Raw genomic sequence first — 17,727 nt, 5'->3', positions numbered from 1 at the left:
CGACGATGGCACGTATCACTCTCGATCATATCCGCCACGCTTATAATGCGAAGGCGCAAGCCGCAGGCGAATACGCTCTCAACATGGTCAATTACGAGTGGGAGGACGGCAGCGCCTACGCGCTGCTCGGCCCGTCCGGTTGCGGCAAGACAACCCTGCTCAACATCATTTCCGGCCTGCTGCAACCGACTGAGGGGCGCATCCTTTTCGACGGGCAGGACGTAACCGGCCTTGCCACCGAAGACCGCAACATTGCGCAGGTCTTTCAGTTTCCCGTCGTCTACGACACGATGACCGTGTTCGACAATCTGGCCTTTCCGTTGCGCAACCGACGGATGCCGGAAGCGGAAGTGGAACGTCGCGTCAAGGATATTCTGGAAATGACCGATCTCGGCGGCATTGCCGGGCGACGCGCACGCGGACTGACGGCAGATCAGAAACAGAAGATTTCGCTCGGTCGGGGACTGGTACGCGCGAATGTGAACGCAATCCTGTTCGATGAACCCCTGACGGTTATCGATCCGCATATGAAATGGGTGCTGCGCTCGCAGCTGAAACGCTTGCACCGCCAATCGGGTTTCACGATGGTCTATGTCACACATGACCAGACGGAGGCGCTGACATTCGCCGACAAGGTCGTGGTGATGCATAACGGAGAAATCGTGCAGATCGGCACGCCTGCCGAACTGTTCGAGCGCCCGAAGCATACATTCGTTGGCTATTTCATCGGCTCGCCGGGTATGAACCTCATGCCAGCACGGATCGACGGCCAGACTGCCACAGTCGGCGCGCAGGCCATTCCACTGCCCGGCATACCGCAGATTGGCGATGCAAAAAGCATCGAACTGGGCATCCGGCCGGAATTTGTCAGGCTCGGTCGCGAAGGCCTGCCAATCCACATCGACAAGATCGAGGATATCGGGCGCTACCGCATCGTGCGGGCAGGCTTCGAGGGGCAGAAACTCGCCGTCGTGATCGGCGAGGACGACGAGATACCAGCCGAACCGCGCGTGACCTTCGATCCGAAGGCAATCGGCATATTCGCGGATTCCTGGCGCGTGGGAATGGAGGGCTGACCATGGAAAAAAGCTGGAATAACAAAGCCTGGTTCCTGGTCCTGCCGGTGCTGGTGCTGGTCGCCTTTTCCGCCGTCATTCCGCTGATGACGGTGGTGAACTATTCGGTGCAGGATACGTTCGGCAACAACCAGTTCTTCTGGGCCGGGACGGACTGGTTCGAGCAAATTCTTCACTCCGGTCGTTTCTGGGATGCGCTCTGGCGCAATCTCATTTTCTCGTTCATCGTCCTCGCGATCCAGATACCGCTCGGCATCCTGATTGCGCTCAACATGCCGAAAAAGGGCTTCTGGGTCCCCGTCTGTCTGGTCACCATGGCATTGCCCCTGCTGATCCCGTGGAACGTGGTCGGCACGATCTGGCAGGTTTTCGGACGCAGCGACATCGGCCTGCTCGGCTACTACGCCAACTGGCTGGGGCTGGACTACAACTATGTCAACGATCCGTTCGACGCCTGGGTGACGATCATCATCATGGACGTATGGCACTGGACCAGCCTCGTGGTGCTGTTGTGCTATGCAAGTCTCGTATCCATTCCGGATGCCTATTATCAGGCAGCCAGGATCGACGGAGCCTCGCGGTTTTCAGTGTTCCGTTACATCCAGCTGCCGAAGATGAAGCGCGTTTTGCTGATCGCCGTCCTGCTCCGTTTCATGGACAGTTTCATGATCTATACCGAGCCCTTCGTGGTGACTGGCGGTGGACCGGGCAATTCGACAACATTTCTGTCGATCGATCTGGTCAAGATGGCGCTGGGTCAGTTCGATCTTGGACCGGCGGCGGCGATGTCGTTGATCTACTTCCTCATCATCCTGCTGCTGTCATGGGTGTTCTACACCGTCATGACCAGTCACGATCAGGAGGTGTGAGATGAACGCCATACAGGGAACTTCCGTGGGCAGTGCACCTGCAATTGCACCGGTCTCAAACGCCGTCCGACAAAAATCGAGCAGACGTGAGAGGTCGCGGTTCGGCTGGCTGATACCGACAATCTACATCGTTCTGCTTCTGATACCGATCTATTGGCTCATCAATATGAGCTTCAAGACCAATCAGGAAATCCTGACGTCGCTGACGCTCTTTCCGCATGAGCCAACATTGCAGAACTATCGCGCCATCTTCACCGACTCCGCCTGGTATTCGGGTTATATCAACTCGATCATCTATGTGGTCATGAACATGGTGATTTCGGTTTCGGTGGCGCTGCCTGCAGCCTATGCCTTCTCGCGCTACCGGTTTCTGGGCGACAAACACCTGTTCTTCTGGCTCCTGACCAACCGCATGGCGCCTCCGGCGGTGTTCGCCCTGCCGTTCTTCCAGCTCTATTCGGCATTCGGGCTCATCGATACACATATCGCGGTCGCACTGGCGCATTGTCTGTTCAATGTGCCGCTGGCGGTGTGGATTCTGGAAGGCTTCATGTCGGGCGTACCGAAGGAAATCGACGAGACAGCCTATATCGACGGCTATTCGTTTCCAAAGTTCTTCGTGAAGATCTTCATGCCCCTGATCGCATCCGGCATCGGCGTGGCAGCCTTCTTCTGCTTCATGTTCTCATGGGTGGAATTGCTCATCGCCCGCACGCTCACGACGACAGACGCGAAACCCATTGCAGCCACGATGACACGCACCGTTTCTGCTGCCGGTATGGACTGGGGGCTGCTCGCTGCGGCGGGTGTTCTGACGCTGATACCCGGTGCGTTGGTGATCTGGTTTGTTCGCAATTACATCGCCAAGGGCTTTGCCCTGGGGAGGGTATGACGATGTTTCATATACCCGACTTCTCATGGATGGCCTGGACCTGGCAGACGGCGGCGTTTTTCTGCGCCATAGCATTTCTGCTGCTGGGCATGGGCGTGTGGGAATATATCTCGCCCGGCGGCTCGCCGCGCAATGGTATCCTGCGCTTCGAGACAACACGCGGCGACCGCCTGTTTATCTCGCTGCTCGGCAGCGCATTCATCAATCTGGCATGGCTCGGGCTGGTTGGTCCGAACCTCTGGTGGGCTCTTGCCATTTCAGTGGTCTACGCCATCGGCGTATTCCGCTTTGTGTGAGAAATCCGGAGCGGAAGGTTTCCGCTCCGCGCAAAATGGGCTCGGGGGACAAACCGCGCCCGGAAGTCGATATGCAATGCACTCGCAAGCTTTGGGAGGATCAACATGCGACGGCATCTAATGACGACTACAGCACTTATCGTGCTGGCAATGACAGGGGCAGCTTCAGCGGGAATGGATGAGGCGAAGCAATTTCTCGACAAGGAAATTGGCGACCTTTCATCCCTGTCGCGCGCCGATCAGGAAAAGGAAATGCAGTGGTTCATCGATGCGGCCAAGCCTTTCCAGGGCATGGATATCAAGGTCGTTTCGGAATCGCTGACCACCCATGATTATGAATCGAAGGTGCTGGCGCCCGCATTTACCGCCATCACCGGCATCAAGGTCACGCATGACCTTATTCAGGAAGGCGACGTCGTCGAAAAAATTCAGACCCAGATGCAGACCGGCCAGAATCTTTATGACGGCTGGGTCAACGACTCCGATCTGATCGGCACGCACTGGCGCTATCAGCAGGTCCGCAACCTCACCGACTTCATGGCCAATGAAGGTAAGGATGTCACCAATCCGGGCCTCGATCTGGACGATTTCATCGGCAGCAAGTTCACGACGGCTCCGGACAAGAAGCTCTACCAGCTTCCCGACCAGCAGTTCGCAAACCTCTACTGGTTCCGCTACGACTGGTTCAACGACGAGAAGAACAAGGCCGACTTCAAGGCCAAGTACGGCTACGATCTTGGCGTACCCGTCAACTGGTCTGCCTATGAGGACATCGCCGAGTTCTTCACCGGTCGCGATGTCGACGGCAAAAAGGTCTACGGCCATATGGACTATGGCAAGAAGGACCCGTCTCTCGGCTGGCGCTTTACCGATGCGTGGCTTTCCATGGCTGGCAACGGTGACAAGGGACTGCCAAACGGTCTGCCGGTCGATGAATGGGGTATCAAGGTTGATGACCAGTCGCGTCCGGTCGGCTCATGCGTAGCCCGCGGCGGCGATACCAATGGACCAGCTTCGGTCTACGCCATCCAGAAATATCTCGACTGGATCAAGGCCTATGCTCCGGCAGAAGCTCAAGGCATGACCTTCTCCGAATCCGGTCCGGTTCCGTCGCAGGGCAACATCGCCCAGCAGATTTTCTGGTACACGGCTTTCACCGCCGATATGGCCAAGCCCGGCCTGCCGGTCGTGAACGAGGATGGCACGCCGAAATGGCGTGTTGCCCCCTCCCCGCATGGCGTCTACTGGAAGGACGGCATGAAGCTGGGCTATCAGGACGTGGGTTCCTGGACCCTCATGAAGTCCACCCCGGATGACCGGGCCAAGGCTGCCTGGCTCTATGCGCAGTTCGTGACGTCCAAGACGGTCGATGTGAAAAAGAGCCATGTGGGTCTGACCTTCATCCGCGACTCGTCCATCCATCATCAAAGCTTCACGGATCGGGCACCGAAGCTCGGCGGTCTGGTCGAGTTCTATCGGTCGCCGGCCCGCGTCCAGTGGTCGCCAACCGGCACCAACGTGCCTGACTATCCAAAGCTGGCTCAGCTCTGGTGGCAGGCGATCGGTGATGCATCGTCGGGTGCAAAAACGGCACAGGAAGCGATGGATTCACTTTGCGCCGAACAGGAAAAAGTTCTCTCGCGTCTGGAACGTGCGGGGGTACAGGGCGACATCGGACCGAAGCTCGCCGAGGAACATGACATCGAGTACTGGAACAAGGATGCCGTTTCCAAGGGTAACCTCGCTCCTCAGCTGAAGATCGAGAACGAAAAAGAAAAGCCGGTTACGGTCAATTACGATGAACTGGTCAAGAGCTGGCAGAAGTAAGCCTTGCGCATAAACACTGTCGGGAAATCCGTGGGATGACACGACAGGCTGAACATTGAACCGCATTGCGTACATTCATTGCGCAATGCGGTTTTCATATCAACTTGAGGACAAGAAGAAGGGCGGCAGGTAATGCCGCCCTTTTGTATTTCAATCACAATCAGCCACGCTGTGAATCGAGCTGTTCGTGGTTCTTTTCGACTTCCTGCGCCTTCAAGTAGCTTTCGATGAGAAGCTGGTAGGGAGGAAAAATCTTGGTGTAGACATTGGCCCATTCCTGCGCATCGTCACGATGCCATGTCTTCTGGAGTTCCGAAGCCACCGCAGCCGTATCCATCGGCACGACACCGGCCTGAACAACACGAGCGAGCGTGATTTCCTGCGCCATCTTGGAATAGGTACCGGATGCGTCCACCACGGCGAAAACCTTGTAACCATCCTGAACGGCACTGATTGCCGGGAAGGCCATGCAAACGCTGGTGATGGTGCCTGCGATGATCAGGGTCTTGCGGCCTGTGGCCTTCACGGCAGCAACGAAATCCGGATTGTCCCATGCGTTGATCTCGCCGCGGCGCGCTACATATTTGGCATGAGGGGCGTTCTCATGAATCTCGGGGATCAGCGGACCATTGGGGCCCTGCGGCACGGATGCCGTGGTGATGACCGGCATCTTGGTCAGCGTGGCCATCTTGGCAAGCGCGGTCGCATGATTGCGCAAAACAGGCATCGGCATGTCTGCGACGGTCTGAAACAGGCCGCTCTGATGATCGATCAGAAGCATGACAGCGTCGTTGGGGTCGATAACCGGACGCTGGCCATTAAAGTTAGCTGGGCTGCTCATTTTTTGTCTCCTTCTTCAGGCTTGGACGTATTCAGGGCCGAAAGCATTTCCGGTCCGGGGATACCCGTGGTTCATACTGACACCAGGGGAATGGATCAGGCAGGAATGGTGCCGAATTTCCCTGTTCGGAAATCCGCGAAAGCATCCTGCAATTCTTCATTTGTGTTCATGACGAAAGGGCCACGCATGGCGACAGGCTCGCCAAGCGGTTCGCCACTCAGCAGAAGGACGGTTGCGTCGCTGTCAGCCGTAATCTCGAAACTGCCACCCTTTCGGTCGAGCAGAACGAATTGCGCATCCCGTGCCGATCTGTTGCCGTTGACGGTGATCGTTCCGCGCAAGATTGCCAGGCCGGTCGTATGTTGATCGGGAAGATCAAACACAACGCTTCCGCCCTGTTTCAGGCGCAGGTCCCATAGATCAATCGGCGTGAAGGTGCGTGCCGGTCCGGCATGTCCGGCATAGTTCCCGGCTATGACACGGACAATTCCAGCTTCATCCGGCAGGGCCACGGTCGGAATATCCCGATCGAGCACCGTCTGGTAAGTGGCGGGCGCGGACTTGTCCTTGGCAGGCAGGTTGACCCAGAGCTGCACCATTTCCAGCGTGCCTCCCTGTTCGGTAAACGCCTTCGAATGGCGCTCCTCGTGCAAAATCCCGGCGGCAGCAGTCATCCATTGTACATCACCGGGACCGATCATGCCTCCGCTTCCAGTGGAATCGCGATGTTCAACTTCGCCCTGATAGACAATGGTCACGGTTTCAAAACCGCGATGGGGATGGCTGCCAACACCGCGCGGGGTTGCCGTGGGTGCAAACTGTTCCGGCCCGGCATAATCAAGATGCAAGAAGGGGCTGATGTGTTCGCCCATTGTCGCATGGGAAACCATGGAGCGAACCGGAAATCCATCACCCACCCAATGGGGCGATGAGCTGCTGTAAATGCCGATAACCTGTCTCATCTCGATCTTCCCGATTTATTTCGTTGCCTTGCGGACACTGAATTGACTGTCTGAGAGCAAAATAAATCTGGAACAAATTGACCGGTAGATCGAAGTTCAGGCTATACTGTCCTGAAAACAGGACAATGAAAGGCCCGGCCATGGCTGATCTCAACGATATGCGGCTTTATGTGGAAGTCGTGGAGCAAGGCGGCTTTTCCGCTGCGTCCCGAAAACTGGATATGCCGCGCTCCAGGCTGAGCCGCCGGATCGCCCTGCTGGAAGATGATCTCGGTGTCAGGCTTATCCAGCGCACCACCCGACAATTTGCCGTGACGGATATCGGCCAGGAATTTTATCGCCATTGTCTGGCGATGATGGTTGAGGCCGATGCCGCACTGGATGTGATCGACAGAATGCGCACAGAACCGCAAGGCACGGTGCGGGTGAGTTGCCCGGCATCGGTCATTTATTTCCAGGTCGGTGAAATGATCGCCCGTTTCATGGCGCGATACCCAAAGGTAAAGATACATCTGGAAAGCACAAACCGGCGCGTGGATGTTATCCGCGAAGGCTTCGATCTCGCTATCCGCGTCCGCTTTCCACCGCTCGAGGATAGCGATCTCGTCATCCGCAAGCTGGCGGAAAGCGAGCAACGACTGGTGGGAAGCCCTGTATTCGTCAAGGAAGGATGCAACGCCGTCCCCGCCGACCTCGTCGACATGCCCGGCCTTGCCTGGGGATCATCCCACAACAGTTTTGAATGGAACCTGCTTGGTCCGAACGGCACCACGGCTGAAATTCCCTATCAACCGCTGCTGATCACGGAAGATATGGTTGCGCTGCGGCTGGCCGCTCTTCAAGGCATCGGCGTTTGCCAGTTTCCTACAATGGTTGTCCGGGATGATATAAAGGCTGGGCGGTTGGTTGATCTTCTGCCCGACTGGGCACCCCGCAGCGGCATCATCCATGCTGCCTTTCCTTCGCGGCGTGGCCTGCTGCCTTCGGTGCGCGCGCTTCTCGATTTTTTGGTCGAAGAGTATGCCGCTTTATCCGCAAGCGAACACAGGTCATGACGACCCAGAGACCTTCTCCGACGTATGGTCTGCCGCTGGCTAAAGAATAGTTTCGTCGATGGCCTTGCGCTGAACGGCGCATTCCCGCGCCAGAAAGTCGATCAGGGTACGCACCGAAGGCAGCAGGCCACGCCTGGATGGAAATACTGCATGGACGATGCCCGCAGCCGGGCGCCATTCGGGCAAGACAGGCACCAATGTGCCTGCGGCAAGGTCACGCCAGATCATCATGGTTGGCAGCTGCACGATCCCGGCACCGTCCAGCACAACCAGATATTGTGAACTGCATCGCGACTGGCGCAACGATATTGAAGGTCTGGGTACGCTGTTTGCAAACCACATTCCAGATTATCGCAACCTGATTACCAGCTACAACACGATGGCATCCGGCAAATAAGCCGCCGCGACAATTCCGGTAAGCGAGCTGTGCTTGTCGGTTGGAACGTTGCAAGAGAACGCCGGGTTATAGCCCGGCATTTTTGTCACTTCTGATGAGTCAGGCTTGAGAAGCTGTTATCGCTTCACGGAGAACGGAGCGCAGCCGTCAACTGCCAGATGCGCCCCGAAAATATGTAGCATCCTGTGCAGTTTCGATTCAGCGTAGGCAGCCGTCCTACCTATGGGACATTGAGTACCGTAATCCGAACTGCATAGCACCAGGCCGTAGTGCCAGCCAGCGAGCCAAACGGCTCGCGTGGCTATGAGAAGCTCTAACGGTTTGCTTCAACACGCATCTCGTTCCGAAAATCGTTCCACATTTTTCGGAATACGCTTTAGTATCAATCAGCCACCCGCTGGAATACCGCGTCGGCGTTTCAGCTGAGGAACAATTTGACGAGCAGCGGCACAACGAGTGACGTTGCAATAGCGTTCAGCGCCATGGCAATCCCGGCGAAGAGCCCAGCCGTCTCATCGACATCGAAAGCACGTGCAGTTCCGATACCGTGCGACGTCAGCCCAACAGCAAATCCACGTGCGGCGTAATCCCTTATCCGCATGGCATTCATGAAAGGGGTGACGACAAGTGCGCCGATGATACCGGTAAGTACGACCAATACCGCGGTTAGCGACGGTGTGCCGCCAAGTGTGGAAGAGATCGCCATGGCAACCCCGGCAGTTGCGGATTTTGGCAGAAAAGAAATCAGCACTTCATTGGAGAGATTGGCCCATTTACCCATCACCACAATGGAAAGAACCGCAAAGAAGGAGCCGACGACCAGCGCTGCTCCCATTGGGATCAGCGCTTGCCGCACCTGATGCCATTGGCGGAATAGAGGCACGGCGATGGCTACTGTGGCTGGACCGAGCAGGAAGTGGATAAACTGGGCTCCTTCAAAGAATCGTCCATAGGGAACATCAAAAATCACAAGCAGGCTGGAAAGCAGCACGATGGAAATCAGTACAGGATTGGCCAATGGATGGCGCTTCAGTCGAACGGAAATATGCGTCGCCGCGATCCATGCGCATAATGTGAGAGTGAGCCACAGCAAAGGTGATGCTGAAAGGTAAACCCATAGTTCCAGTGGATGTTTCATGACGCTACCTCCGCCCCATGAAGCGTTGCACAAGAATGAAGGTCCAGACCGTCACCGCCAATGTGAGAATTGCCGAGATCACCACGATAGCCAGAATTGCCGTGGCCTGCCCCTGAATCTGGCTCCACATAGCCACCACTCCGACCCCCGCCGGGACAAAAAGCAGGCCGAGATTACCAAGAAAACCATCGGCCGCCGTTTCTGCTTCGGCAAAGATACCCCAGTCGAATATCTTGCACAGTTGCATGGCAACGAACAGAAGCACGAGCCCCACAACGGGGCCCGGTATAGGAAGCCCGCTCATGAAGATAAAGCTTTCGCCAAGCAGCTGAAACAACAATAGCAGCGCTATACCCTTGATCATGAAGGCTTCATCTCCGGTTCAAATCTCAAGAGCCAAGGTAACCGACCGGCCGTCCTACCGTCTATACGGTCGGCAGTGATAGTGTTTCTGATTTGCAAGAACATATGCTCGCCGAGCAGGCCCCGGGGCTTTGCTCCCGGCACAGGCACGCCTGAGGTTGGCGGCGTGCAGCACCACAGTCCAGCCGGAAATTCAATATACGGGGTGCCGCCCGAAGCGTTTCTACCGAAGGATCATTGCGCGCGGCGCACGGTTTCCGATGGGAGATAGCCGAAGCGCTGTCGGTAATCCGCTGAAAACAAGCCCATATGATTGAAAGCCCAGGCCATGGCGATACGCGTGATATCCCCCGGCCCGGCATGGCCGCGGACAAGCTCTGCATGCACCTTGTCCAGCCGCATGTTCTTGAACACGCCGAGCGGCGTGTTGCCCCGGACACTGCGAAATGTGCGGTGCAAGGTACGTGCGCTGGTGCCCGTTGCATCGACAAGCTCCTGCAAGGTCAGCTGCTTGTCGAGATTGTCGAGCATGAATTTTTCAGCACGCTGGACATAGCTCGGAACCGCACTCGTCAGCGGCCTTGCGCGCGGCTGCGTGTCGAGCGCCGCCGCAAGCGATGCCATCAGGCTGTCTTCGAGCCGCTCCGACAGACCGCCATGGAAGAATGCTTCCTTATCCTTCTCGATCTCGTTTATGACGAAATGCGCCAGCTGATAGAAGGCATGCCCCACCAGAGTATCGAAGGATACGACGCGCTTGTTATGGGTAAACTGCTCGATGAATTCCTTGCCCCCCAGAATATCGATCTGGGTATCGTTCAGGCTGAAGATCAGCATGCGCGTGGAAGGGTGAAATTCGAGATCAATCGCCGAATGCGCGTCGACCAGCTGCGCATTCATGCCGGACTGATACAACAGCTCGTCACCGCGCCGGTCGCGCGAGACAAAGATACCCTGCAACGGAACCTGCAACAAAGTCATGTCGTTATGCGCTTCGACTTCGATGCGGGCATGGCCGCCAATGCGGATCGCAGTCAGGCCGAAGGGACGCATGCGCCCATGTGAAACTTCCGTCCGGTAGGTCCGGCTGGATTTTTTCGAGATGCGGCAAGGCCTGAGGAGACCCGACATGGTGTCCTGGAACGAATCGATGGACGGCGAAAGCCTGTGCATATAGCTCGTAGTCGGCATCACGATATTCCCCGTATCTCATTTAGAGAGCATTTTATTTTAAGATTAAAGTATCACGCTGGAGCGAGAGCGCAAGCGCCACGAAAATTTTGCACGAAAGCGCGTTTCTGGCGGTTTCCTGTTAGGAATGGCGTTTTGGTGATAGACAGCATTGTTCCCGCTTTTATCGTTGGTCCCAGGCGCCAAAGAGCAGCCACGAAAAAGGGAACCGCGAATGAAAGCGATTATCGTCGGAGGGGGCATCGGTGGCCTCACGATGGCATTGATGCTGCACGCACGAGGCATTGACTGCCAGATTTTCGAAGCAGCACCGGAAGTCCGTGAACTGGGCGTTGGTATCAATGTCCTTCCGCACGCCATCCGCGAACTGGCTGAAATCGGCCTTCTGCCCGCGCTGGACGCCACCGGCATCCGCACCCGAGAGCTGATTTACGCTACACGGCAGGGCCAGGAAATCTGGCGCGAGCCCCGCGGCATCGATGCAGGCTATGATGTGCCTCAGTTCTCAATCCATCGCGGCTATTTGCAGAAACTGCTTTATAATGCCGTCATCGAACGGCTTGGACCGGATGCCGTCATCGCGAACCAGCGCTGCGTGGGCTACACCCAGAACGAGGGTTCTGCCACGGTTCATTTTGCCGAAGGTTCAAAAATTACCTCGGCAACTGCCGACATCATTATCGGCGCGGACGGTATTCATTCCGTCATTCGACATCAGATGTTCCCGAACGAAGCCGGTCTCAAATGGAACGGCGTCATGATGTGGCGCGGCGCTGTTGAAAGCGATCCGTTCCTTGACGGTCGCACCATGATCGTCGCTGGCGGCTTTACGTATAAGCTGGTGCTTTACCCGATAGCCAAGGGCACCACGCCCGGCAAGATTCTCAACAACTGGGTCGTCACCTATCGTCCCGGCGCCGACGGATCGCCTGCGCCGAAGCGCGAGGACTGGAGCCGTCGCGGCACGCATGAAGAACTGATGCCCCATGTCGAAAAATTTGGCATCAATGTCGTGGACCTTGCCGCTTTGGTGCGCGCAACCGATACATTCTTCGAATATCCGATGTGCGACCGCGACCCCGCCCGCTGGTGGACGGATGGCCGCGTGGCGCTGATCGGCGACGCCGCCCATCCGATGTATCCGGTGGGGTCGAACGGCGCGAGCCAGGCGATCATCGACGCACGCACGCTTGCCGACCATCTTGCCGCTGCGGAGCACGGTCGCGCGGCGCTGGCGGCCTATCAGGCAATCCGGCTGCCCGCGACGGCGGAAATCGTCCGGCTCAACCGGCTGGGCGGCCCGGAAGGCGTCATCGATGAGGTTGAACGCCGCGCTCCATCCGGTGTTGCCGATCTGGACGGCGTCATCAGCTTTGCCGAGCGCGAAGCCATTGTTCGCGGCTATGCCGCAAAGGCTGGCTTTTCAACACAGCAAGTCAATCGGGGAGTGTCTCGGGCCTCTGCCTGAAACCTGCGTCGGAATAATTTTTAACGCGCATCTTTTCCGAAAACCGTTTCACACTTTTCGGGGTGCGCTCTAATGAAAGGGAATTCGAGTGACTGTTCTTCAAGCTGGCGTGACCAAATCCGGTTCCTCCGTGGACGGTGTTGTCTGGCATATTCTCGGTCAGACCTATGTGCCCAAGCATGTCTGCGAAAGCTCCATGTCCTGGCACGCAACCTTCCCTCCCGGCACTTTCGTTCCGCCACATATCCACACCACGCAGGAAGAATTCATCTACGTGCTGGAAGGACGCTTCGACCTGCTTCTCGACGGCAAGGAAGCCGTTGCCGAAGCTGGCGATCTCGTCTGCCTACCACGCAACGTGTCGCACGGTATTTTCAACAAGACCGAGCAGCCAGTGAAGTGCGTTTTCTGGGTTTCGCCGACCGCAAAACTTTGGGATCTGTTCGTTCGCATCGACAATGTCGGTGATCCTGCCGAAATAGTTCGCATTGCACCGGCACACGAGGTTGAATTTTTGCCCGCTCCAGCAGAATAATGCATCCGCCCGGCAGAAGTATGGGAGTACATCTGCCGGGTATCAGGGCATTTCCAGCAAAAGTGTGAAGCGGTTTTGCGCCGGATAATGCGAAAGAAAAATAAGACAAAGCAGAACGCTGCAATCGAGGTGGAACAATGAAAATTTCGACGAAAGCGGCCTTCGCGCTGCTCGCCGCAACCATGTTGAACGGAACCGCGCAGGCCGAAGAAGGCAAGATCAAGATCGGTTTGATCTATACGCTGAGCGGGCCAGCGGCCTTGCTGGGCGAACAATCCCGCGACGGTTTTCTGCTTGCCATGGACAAGCTGGGCAACAAGCTCGGCGGCCTCGATGCTGAAATCATCATTCAGGACGATGAGCAGAAGCCGGATATCGGCGTCAACAAGGTCCAGCAGATGATCCAGCGCGACAAAGTGGATTTTGTCGTAGGCCCCATCTTCTCCAATGTCCTGAACGCTATCGTCAAGCCGGCGACCGATTCCGGCACGTTTCTGATCTCGACCAATGCAGGCACGTCCAATCTGGCCGGTAAGGATTGCAACCCCAATCTGTTCGTCACCTCCTATCAGAACGACCAGATGCATGAAGTTTCCGGCAAATATGCCGAAAAGCAGAACTACCAGCGCGTCGTGCTGATCGCCCCGAATTATCAGGCTGGCAAGGACGCTCTGGCCGGTTTCAAGCACTCCTACAAGAACGAAGTCGCGCAGGAAATCTATGTGCCGCTTGGCCAGCTCGACTATTCGGCAGAACTCGCCCAGATCGCAGCCGAACAGCCTGACGCCGTCTACGCCTTCCTGCCCGGCGGCATGGGCGTAAATTTCGTCAAACAGTATCGTCAGGCCGGTCTTGAAGGCACTCCGTTCCTCTCGGCATTCACCGTGGATGAGACCACCCTGCCCGCGCAGCAGGATGCGGCAGTTGGCTTCTTCGCCGGTTCGAACTGGGCGCCGGATCTTGATTCCGCACCAGCCAAGGAATTTGCCGCCGCCTATGAAGCCAAATTCAAGCGCATTCCGGCGACTTTTGCAGTGCAGGCTTATGACGCCGCCATGCTGATCGATGCGGCCGTCAAGCAGGTCAACGGCAATATTGCCGACAAGGATGCCTTGCGGGCCGCCATGAAAGACGCGAAATTCACCTCGCCGCGCGGTGAATTCAGCTTTGGCGACAACCACTTTCCGATCCAGAATTTCTACCTGACCAAAGTCGTCAAGCGTGACGACGGCCAGTTCGCCACGTCCTACGTTGAAACGGTCTTCAACGATTACAAGGATAATTACGCAGCTGAATGCAAGATGTAACCCGGTGGAAGGCGGGTGCTCCGATGAGCCCAGTCCTCTCAATTTCCAAGTCTGAAACAGTTCACGCCAGTTTGTCTGGCGTGAAACGGACTTCAGTACAACGAGTTCCGGACGTCCCCCATGCTCAATCTTTTTCTGCTGCAGTCCCTTAACGGGATTCAGTTTGGCATTTTGCTCTTTCTCGTCGCAGCCGGTTTGACACTGATCTTCGGCGTCATGGACCTCATCAACCTGGCGCATGGCGTTCTTTATATGGTCGGCGCCTATCTGACTGCGACTTTCACTGCCATGACAGGCAGCTTCTTTTACGGCATCCTGATCGCCCTGCCCGTCACCCTTGTCATCGGCATTGTGCTGGAAGTACTGGTCTTTCGACGATTATACGAACGCAGCCATCTCGATCAGGTTCTGGCTACATTCGGGTTGATCCTGATAGTGAACGAACTCGTGAAGATCATCTGGGGCGCGGCTCCGCTCAGCGTGCCGATGCCGGATTCCCTATCCGGTTCCATCCAGCTCTTTGGCAACCTGCGCTATCCCGTCTATCGCCTGCTGATCATCGCTGCTGGCCTCGCCACGGCGGCGGGTCTTTATGTCCTCGTCAATCACACGCGCATCGGCATGTTGCTGCGTGCCGGAGCGACCAATGGCGACATGGTCTCGGCTCTGGGCATCAATATACGCCGCCTGTTCATGGTGGTCTTCGGACTTGGCGCGATGCTTGCAGGCTTTGCCGGTGGCATGATCTCCCCCATTCTCTCCGTTGATCCAGGCATGGGCGATTCCATCCTGATCCTCACATTCGTCGTCATCGTGATCGGCGGCGTCGGCTCCGTGCGCGGTGCTTTCGTTGCGGCCATCACCGTTGGCCTCGTCGATACGCTTGGCCGCACCTTCGGACCGATGCTGCTCCGCAATCTGCTCGATCCGGCCGCTGCCTCCCAGATGGGCCGCACGCTGGTGCCGATGCTCACCTATATTCTGATGGCAGCTGTGCTCTATTTCCGTCCGACAGGTCTCTTCCCGGCGCAGGGAGGAACCCGATGAGCGAGATTACCCATAACAGCACCCGCGATACCGCCATGCCGGAAACGGCAAAGAGCCGAACCTCGCCTTTGCTGGATGCGGGCCCGTGGCTGGTCTTCGCCGCCTTTGCAATCGTTCCGCTTCTCGCATCCGTATTGAACGACAGCTTTCTTCTCGTGATCGTGACACGCATCATGATCTTCGCGCTGGCCGCGCTTTCGCTCAATTTCATCATGGGTTACGGCGCGCTCGTTTCCTTCGGCCATGCTGCCTATATCGGGATCGGCGCCTATGCAGTCGGCATCCTGTCCAGCTATGGCATCGACGATCTGATCCTCCAGCTGGTTGCGGCCATCGTTGTTGCAGCGTTCTTCGCCCTCGTCACCGGCTATATCTCGCTGAGAACCAGCGGCGTCTATTTCATCATGATCACGCTGGCCTTCGGGCAGATGGCCTTCTTCTTCATGGTTTCCCTGTCAGCCTTTGGCGGCGACGATGGAATGACGCTGTCCACCCGCTCAACGCTGTTCGGCAATACGCTGCTTTCCAGCAATCTGGTGCTGTTCTACTTCGTGCTGGCGGTTCTGATGGGCGCATTTTTCATCTTCCGCATGCTGGTGCATTCACGGTTCGGTCGTGTGCTGCGTGGAACGCGGGACAATCCGGTGCGTATGCGCGCCATCGGTTTCTCGCCCTTCTCGTTTCAGCTCACCGCCTATGTGATTGCCGGTGTGGCAGCGGCCATTGCCGGTGTTCTGCTCGCCAACCAGATCCAGTTCGTTTCGCCTGCCTTCATGAGCTGGCAGCGTTCTGGCGAACTGATCGTCATGGTCGTGCTGGGTGGAATGGGCACGCTGATCGGCCCGGTCCTCGGCGCAACCGCCTTCATCGTGCTGGAAGAGGTGCTGGCGCATTTCTCCGAGCACTGGAAACTCGGCCTTGGTCTTTTCCTTGTTCTCGTCGTGCTTTTCAGTCGCGACGGTATCGGCGGGCTGCTCCGCAAGCTGCGTGGAGGTTCCGATGTCGGATGAACTGCTTCAGGTTCATGACCTGCATAAAAGCTTCGGCGCGCTCAAGGTCACGGATGGGGTCAATCTCACCGTCAAACGCGGCGAAATTCACGCGCTGATCGGCCCCAATGGCGCCGGAAAGACGACATTGATCCACCAGCTTTCGGGAAATCTCAAAAGCGACCGCGGTTCGGTCATCTTCGATGGCCGTGACATTTCCGGTCTGCCTATGCCCAATCGTGTCCATCTCGGCCTTGCACGTTCGTTTCAGATCACCTCGGTTCTTGAAGGTTTCAGCGTGCTGGACAATGTTGCACTTGCCGTTCAGGCACGATCAGGTTCGAGCTTCCGCTTTTTTCAGGCGGCAAACAAGGAAGCCGATATCAACGAGCAAGCCATGACTGCGCTTGCTCGCGTCCGGCTGGACGACCGCGCCCATCGCCGGGCCGGAGCGCTGTCGCACGGCGAAAAGCGCCAGCTTGAGATTGCCATCGCGCTCGCCACCGAAGCGCAGATGCTGTTGCTCGATGAACCACTGGCTGGCACCAGCCACGAGGAATCCGTGGTGCTGGTCGAACTGATGCGCGCATTACGTCAGACGCATACGCTGGTTCTGATCGAGCATGACATGGATGCCGTTTTCTCGCTGGCGGATCAGGTGAGCGTCCTCGTCTACGGGCGCGTGATCGCATCGGGAACACCCGCCGCCGTGCGCTCCGACCCGGATGTGCGCGCCGCCTATCTCGGCGAAGAGGAGGCCGCGTGATGCTGAAGGTCGAAGGACTCCAGAACGCCTATGGCCAGTCTCGCATTCTCTTCGGCATCGACTTTGAAGTCAGTGCGGGAGAAGTCGTCACGATCCTCGGCAGAAACGGCATGGGGAAAACGACGACCATCAAGTCGATCTTCGGCTTGCTGCCGCCCAAGGGCGGCAAGGTGTTCGTCAATGGCCATGACGTTACCGGCAAGCCGCCCTATGCGATTGCCCGCGAGGGGCTCGGTCTGGTCCCGGAAGGGCGGCAGATATTTCCGACGCTGAGCGTCGAAGAGAACCTGCTGGCCACCCGGCGTTCGGATGCGCGCTCGTCCAAATGGACGCTGGAAAGCATCTATCGGATGTTCCCACGCCTGAAGGAGCGGCGGCGCAACATGGGCAACCAGCTTTCCGGCGGTGAGCAGCAGATGCTGGCGGTTGGTCGCGCATTGATGACCAATCCGAAAATGGTCGTGCTGGACGAGGCTACGGAAGGCCTGTCGCCGCTCATGCGCGAAGAGATCTGGTCCTGCCTGCGCAACATCAAGGACGAGGGCGAAGCGATCCTCGTCATCGACAAGAATGTCGATGCGCTGGCGCGCTTCGCAGACCGTCATGTGGTCATCGAAAAGGGCCGTGTGGTGTGGAGCGGTGACAACGCCGCCCTTTTGAACACCCCGGACATCAAGGAACGTTACTTGCACGTTTGACCCAGCAGTC

At 57.2% G+C, this 17,727-nt stretch carries 20 protein-coding genes; 14 read left to right on the top strand and 6 right to left on the bottom strand.

Translation table 11 applies throughout. The annotated features are described in order from the left end of the window. The first annotated feature begins 5 nt into the window (after nucleotides 1-5). The 5 genes from AC1RHM_RS11275 to AC1RHM_RS11255 all read left to right on the top strand — a co-directional run bounded on the left by AC1RHM_RS11275 (nucleotide 6) and on the right by AC1RHM_RS11255 (nucleotide 4,960). On the top strand, nucleotides 6-1,076 hold the full coding sequence (locus AC1RHM_RS11275; protein ID WP_010659164.1) for an ABC transporter ATP-binding protein: 1,071 nt from the start codon (nucleotides 6-8) through the stop codon (nucleotides 1,074-1,076). Nucleotides 1,077-1,078: 2 nt separating this feature from the next. Then, on the top strand, nucleotides 1,079-1,945 hold the full coding sequence (locus tag AC1RHM_RS11270) for a carbohydrate ABC transporter permease (protein ID WP_010659165.1): 867 nt from the start codon (nucleotides 1,079-1,081) through the stop codon (nucleotides 1,943-1,945). Between the two features lies 1 nt (nucleotide 1,946). After that, the gene (locus AC1RHM_RS11265; protein ID WP_010659166.1) at nucleotides 1,947-2,837 is read left to right on the top strand and encodes a carbohydrate ABC transporter permease; all 891 of its coding nucleotides are present in this window, start codon (nucleotides 1,947-1,949) and stop codon (nucleotides 2,835-2,837) included. A 2-nt stretch (nucleotides 2,838-2,839) separates the two neighbouring features. Further along, entirely contained in the window at nucleotides 2,840-3,133 is a 294-nt protein-coding gene (locus tag AC1RHM_RS11260; protein ID WP_029376005.1) for a DUF2160 domain-containing protein, read from the top strand. A 105-nt stretch (nucleotides 3,134-3,238) separates the two neighbouring features. Further along, nucleotides 3,239-4,960, top strand: coding sequence for an ABC transporter substrate-binding protein (locus tag AC1RHM_RS11255; RefSeq protein ID WP_010659168.1), 1,722 nt, complete (start codon nucleotides 3,239-3,241; stop codon nucleotides 4,958-4,960). Between the two features lie 160 nt (nucleotides 4,961-5,120). On the opposite strand, the gene AC1RHM_RS11250 is transcribed toward AC1RHM_RS11255, so the two are convergent. After that, nucleotides 5,121-5,801, bottom strand: a complete 681-nt coding sequence (locus tag AC1RHM_RS11250) for a hydrolase (protein ID WP_010659169.1) — start codon at nucleotides 5,799-5,801, stop codon at nucleotides 5,121-5,123. Between the two features lie 95 nt (nucleotides 5,802-5,896). Beyond that, nucleotides 5,897-6,763: a pirin family protein gene (locus AC1RHM_RS11245; protein ID WP_010659170.1), complete on the bottom strand. Its 867-nt coding sequence runs from the start codon at nucleotides 6,761-6,763 to the stop codon at nucleotides 5,897-5,899. A gap of 140 nt (nucleotides 6,764-6,903) precedes the next feature. Here AC1RHM_RS11245 and AC1RHM_RS11240 point away from each other — a divergent pair, with 140 nt between their 5' ends. Further along, nucleotides 6,904-7,818, top strand: coding sequence for a LysR family transcriptional regulator (locus AC1RHM_RS11240; RefSeq protein ID WP_029376006.1), 915 nt, complete (start codon nucleotides 6,904-6,906; stop codon nucleotides 7,816-7,818). Nucleotides 7,819-7,857: 39 nt separating this feature from the next. Here AC1RHM_RS11240 and AC1RHM_RS11235 read toward each other — a convergent pair whose 3' ends face one another. Then, complete coding sequence (locus AC1RHM_RS11235; protein ID WP_235691746.1) at nucleotides 7,858-8,121, bottom strand: LysR substrate-binding domain-containing protein; 264 nt, start codon at nucleotides 8,119-8,121, stop codon at nucleotides 7,858-7,860. On the opposite strand from AC1RHM_RS11235, the gene AC1RHM_RS11230 reads away from it, so the two are divergent. Beyond that, nucleotides 8,048-8,215 carry a hypothetical protein gene (locus AC1RHM_RS11230; RefSeq protein WP_010659173.1) on the top strand — a complete coding sequence of 56 codons (168 nt, stop codon included), beginning with the start codon at nucleotides 8,048-8,050 and terminating at the stop codon, nucleotides 8,213-8,215. The genes AC1RHM_RS11235 and AC1RHM_RS11230 overlap by 74 nt on opposite strands. Nucleotides 8,216-8,633: 418 nt before the next feature. On the opposite strand, the gene AC1RHM_RS11225 is transcribed toward AC1RHM_RS11230, so the two are convergent. The 3 genes from AC1RHM_RS11225 to AC1RHM_RS11215 form a co-directional block, all read right to left on the bottom strand. After that, complete coding sequence (locus AC1RHM_RS11225) at nucleotides 8,634-9,353, bottom strand: LrgB family protein (protein ID WP_010659174.1); 720 nt, start codon at nucleotides 9,351-9,353, stop codon at nucleotides 8,634-8,636. 4 nt (nucleotides 9,354-9,357) lie between these two features. Next, a complete protein-coding gene (locus AC1RHM_RS11220; RefSeq protein ID WP_010659175.1) occupies nucleotides 9,358-9,717 on the bottom strand; it encodes a CidA/LrgA family protein in 360 nt (119 codons plus the stop codon). Between the two features lie 233 nt (nucleotides 9,718-9,950). Next, nucleotides 9,951-10,907, bottom strand: coding sequence for an AraC family transcriptional regulator (locus AC1RHM_RS11215; RefSeq protein ID WP_010659176.1), 957 nt, complete (start codon nucleotides 10,905-10,907; stop codon nucleotides 9,951-9,953). Between the two features lie 214 nt (nucleotides 10,908-11,121). Here AC1RHM_RS11215 and AC1RHM_RS11210 point away from each other — a divergent pair, with 214 nt between their 5' ends. The 7 genes from AC1RHM_RS11210 to AC1RHM_RS11180 all read left to right on the top strand — a co-directional run bounded on the left by AC1RHM_RS11210 (nucleotide 11,122) and on the right by AC1RHM_RS11180 (nucleotide 17,717). Next, nucleotides 11,122-12,375, top strand: a complete 1,254-nt coding sequence (locus AC1RHM_RS11210) for a flavin-dependent oxidoreductase (protein ID WP_010659177.1) — start codon at nucleotides 11,122-11,124, stop codon at nucleotides 12,373-12,375. An 88-nt stretch (nucleotides 12,376-12,463) separates the two neighbouring features. Next, a complete protein-coding gene (locus tag AC1RHM_RS11205; RefSeq protein WP_010659178.1) occupies nucleotides 12,464-12,910 on the top strand; it encodes a cupin domain-containing protein in 447 nt (148 codons plus the stop codon). Nucleotides 12,911-13,047: 137 nt separating this feature from the next. Next, nucleotides 13,048-14,217: an ABC transporter substrate-binding protein gene (locus AC1RHM_RS11200; RefSeq protein ID WP_010659179.1), complete on the top strand. Its 1,170-nt coding sequence runs from the start codon at nucleotides 13,048-13,050 to the stop codon at nucleotides 14,215-14,217. Between the two features lie 120 nt (nucleotides 14,218-14,337). After that, nucleotides 14,338-15,264 carry a branched-chain amino acid ABC transporter permease gene (locus AC1RHM_RS11195; RefSeq protein ID WP_010659180.1) on the top strand — a complete coding sequence of 309 codons (927 nt, stop codon included), beginning with the start codon at nucleotides 14,338-14,340 and terminating at the stop codon, nucleotides 15,262-15,264. Next, nucleotides 15,261-16,274 carry a branched-chain amino acid ABC transporter permease gene (locus tag AC1RHM_RS11190; RefSeq protein WP_010659181.1) on the top strand — a complete coding sequence of 338 codons (1,014 nt, stop codon included), beginning with the start codon at nucleotides 15,261-15,263 and terminating at the stop codon, nucleotides 16,272-16,274. Before AC1RHM_RS11195 ends, AC1RHM_RS11190 begins: the two co-directional genes overlap by 4 nt. Then, on the top strand, nucleotides 16,264-17,019 hold the full coding sequence (locus AC1RHM_RS11185) for an ABC transporter ATP-binding protein (protein ID WP_010659182.1): 756 nt from the start codon (nucleotides 16,264-16,266) through the stop codon (nucleotides 17,017-17,019). Before AC1RHM_RS11190 ends, AC1RHM_RS11185 begins: the two co-directional genes overlap by 11 nt. Then, complete coding sequence (locus AC1RHM_RS11180; protein ID WP_010659183.1) at nucleotides 17,019-17,717, top strand: ABC transporter ATP-binding protein; 699 nt, start codon at nucleotides 17,019-17,021, stop codon at nucleotides 17,715-17,717. The genes AC1RHM_RS11185 and AC1RHM_RS11180 overlap by 1 nt, the downstream gene beginning before the upstream one ends. Nucleotides 17,718-17,727: the final 10 nt, after the last annotated feature.

The sequence above is a fragment of the Brucella sp. GW823-FHT04E01 genome (genome assembly GCF_058796175.1).
The sequence above is the reverse complement of the archived record's forward strand: the minus strand, read 5'-3'. Positions and strand labels throughout refer to the sequence as shown.

Bases quoted from the DNA above. Each gene is read 5' to 3' on its own strand.
- AC1RHM_RS11245 (WP_010659170.1), bottom strand. From the start codon at position 6,763: ATGAGACAGGTTATCGGCATTTACAGCAGCTCATCGCCCCATTGGGTG.
- AC1RHM_RS11265 (WP_010659166.1), top strand. From the start codon at position 1,947: ATGAACGCCATACAGGGAACTTCCGTGGGCAGTGCACCTGCAATTGCA.
- AC1RHM_RS11255 (WP_010659168.1), top strand. From the start codon at position 3,239: ATGCGACGGCATCTAATGACGACTACAGCACTTATCGTGCTGGCAATG.
- AC1RHM_RS11225 (WP_010659174.1), bottom strand. From the start codon at position 9,353: ATGAAACATCCACTGGAACTATGGGTTTACCTTTCAGCATCACCTTTG.
- AC1RHM_RS11250 (WP_010659169.1), bottom strand. From the start codon at position 5,801: ATGAGCAGCCCAGCTAACTTTAATGGCCAGCGTCCGGTTATCGACCCC.
- AC1RHM_RS11180 (WP_010659183.1), top strand. From the start codon at position 17,019: ATGCTGAAGGTCGAAGGACTCCAGAACGCCTATGGCCAGTCTCGCATT.
- AC1RHM_RS11220 (WP_010659175.1), bottom strand. From the start codon at position 9,717: ATGATCAAGGGTATAGCGCTGCTATTGTTGTTTCAGCTGCTTGGCGAA.
- AC1RHM_RS11240 (WP_029376006.1), top strand. From the start codon at position 6,904: ATGGCTGATCTCAACGATATGCGGCTTTATGTGGAAGTCGTGGAGCAA.
- AC1RHM_RS11200 (WP_010659179.1), top strand. From the start codon at position 13,048: ATGAAAATTTCGACGAAAGCGGCCTTCGCGCTGCTCGCCGCAACCATG.
- AC1RHM_RS11270 (WP_010659165.1), top strand. From the start codon at position 1,079: ATGGAAAAAAGCTGGAATAACAAAGCCTGGTTCCTGGTCCTGCCGGTG.
- AC1RHM_RS11185 (WP_010659182.1), top strand. From the start codon at position 16,264: ATGTCGGATGAACTGCTTCAGGTTCATGACCTGCATAAAAGCTTCGGC.
- AC1RHM_RS11195 (WP_010659180.1), top strand. From the start codon at position 14,338: ATGCTCAATCTTTTTCTGCTGCAGTCCCTTAACGGGATTCAGTTTGGC.
- AC1RHM_RS11210 (WP_010659177.1), top strand. From the start codon at position 11,122: ATGAAAGCGATTATCGTCGGAGGGGGCATCGGTGGCCTCACGATGGCA.
- AC1RHM_RS11215 (WP_010659176.1), bottom strand. From the start codon at position 10,907: ATGCCGACTACGAGCTATATGCACAGGCTTTCGCCGTCCATCGATTCG.
- AC1RHM_RS11230 (WP_010659173.1), top strand. From the start codon at position 8,048: ATGGTTGGCAGCTGCACGATCCCGGCACCGTCCAGCACAACCAGATAT.
- AC1RHM_RS11275 (WP_010659164.1), top strand. From the start codon at position 6: ATGGCACGTATCACTCTCGATCATATCCGCCACGCTTATAATGCGAAG.
- AC1RHM_RS11260 (WP_029376005.1), top strand. From the start codon at position 2,840: ATGTTTCATATACCCGACTTCTCATGGATGGCCTGGACCTGGCAGACG.
- AC1RHM_RS11190 (WP_010659181.1), top strand. From the start codon at position 15,261: ATGAGCGAGATTACCCATAACAGCACCCGCGATACCGCCATGCCGGAA.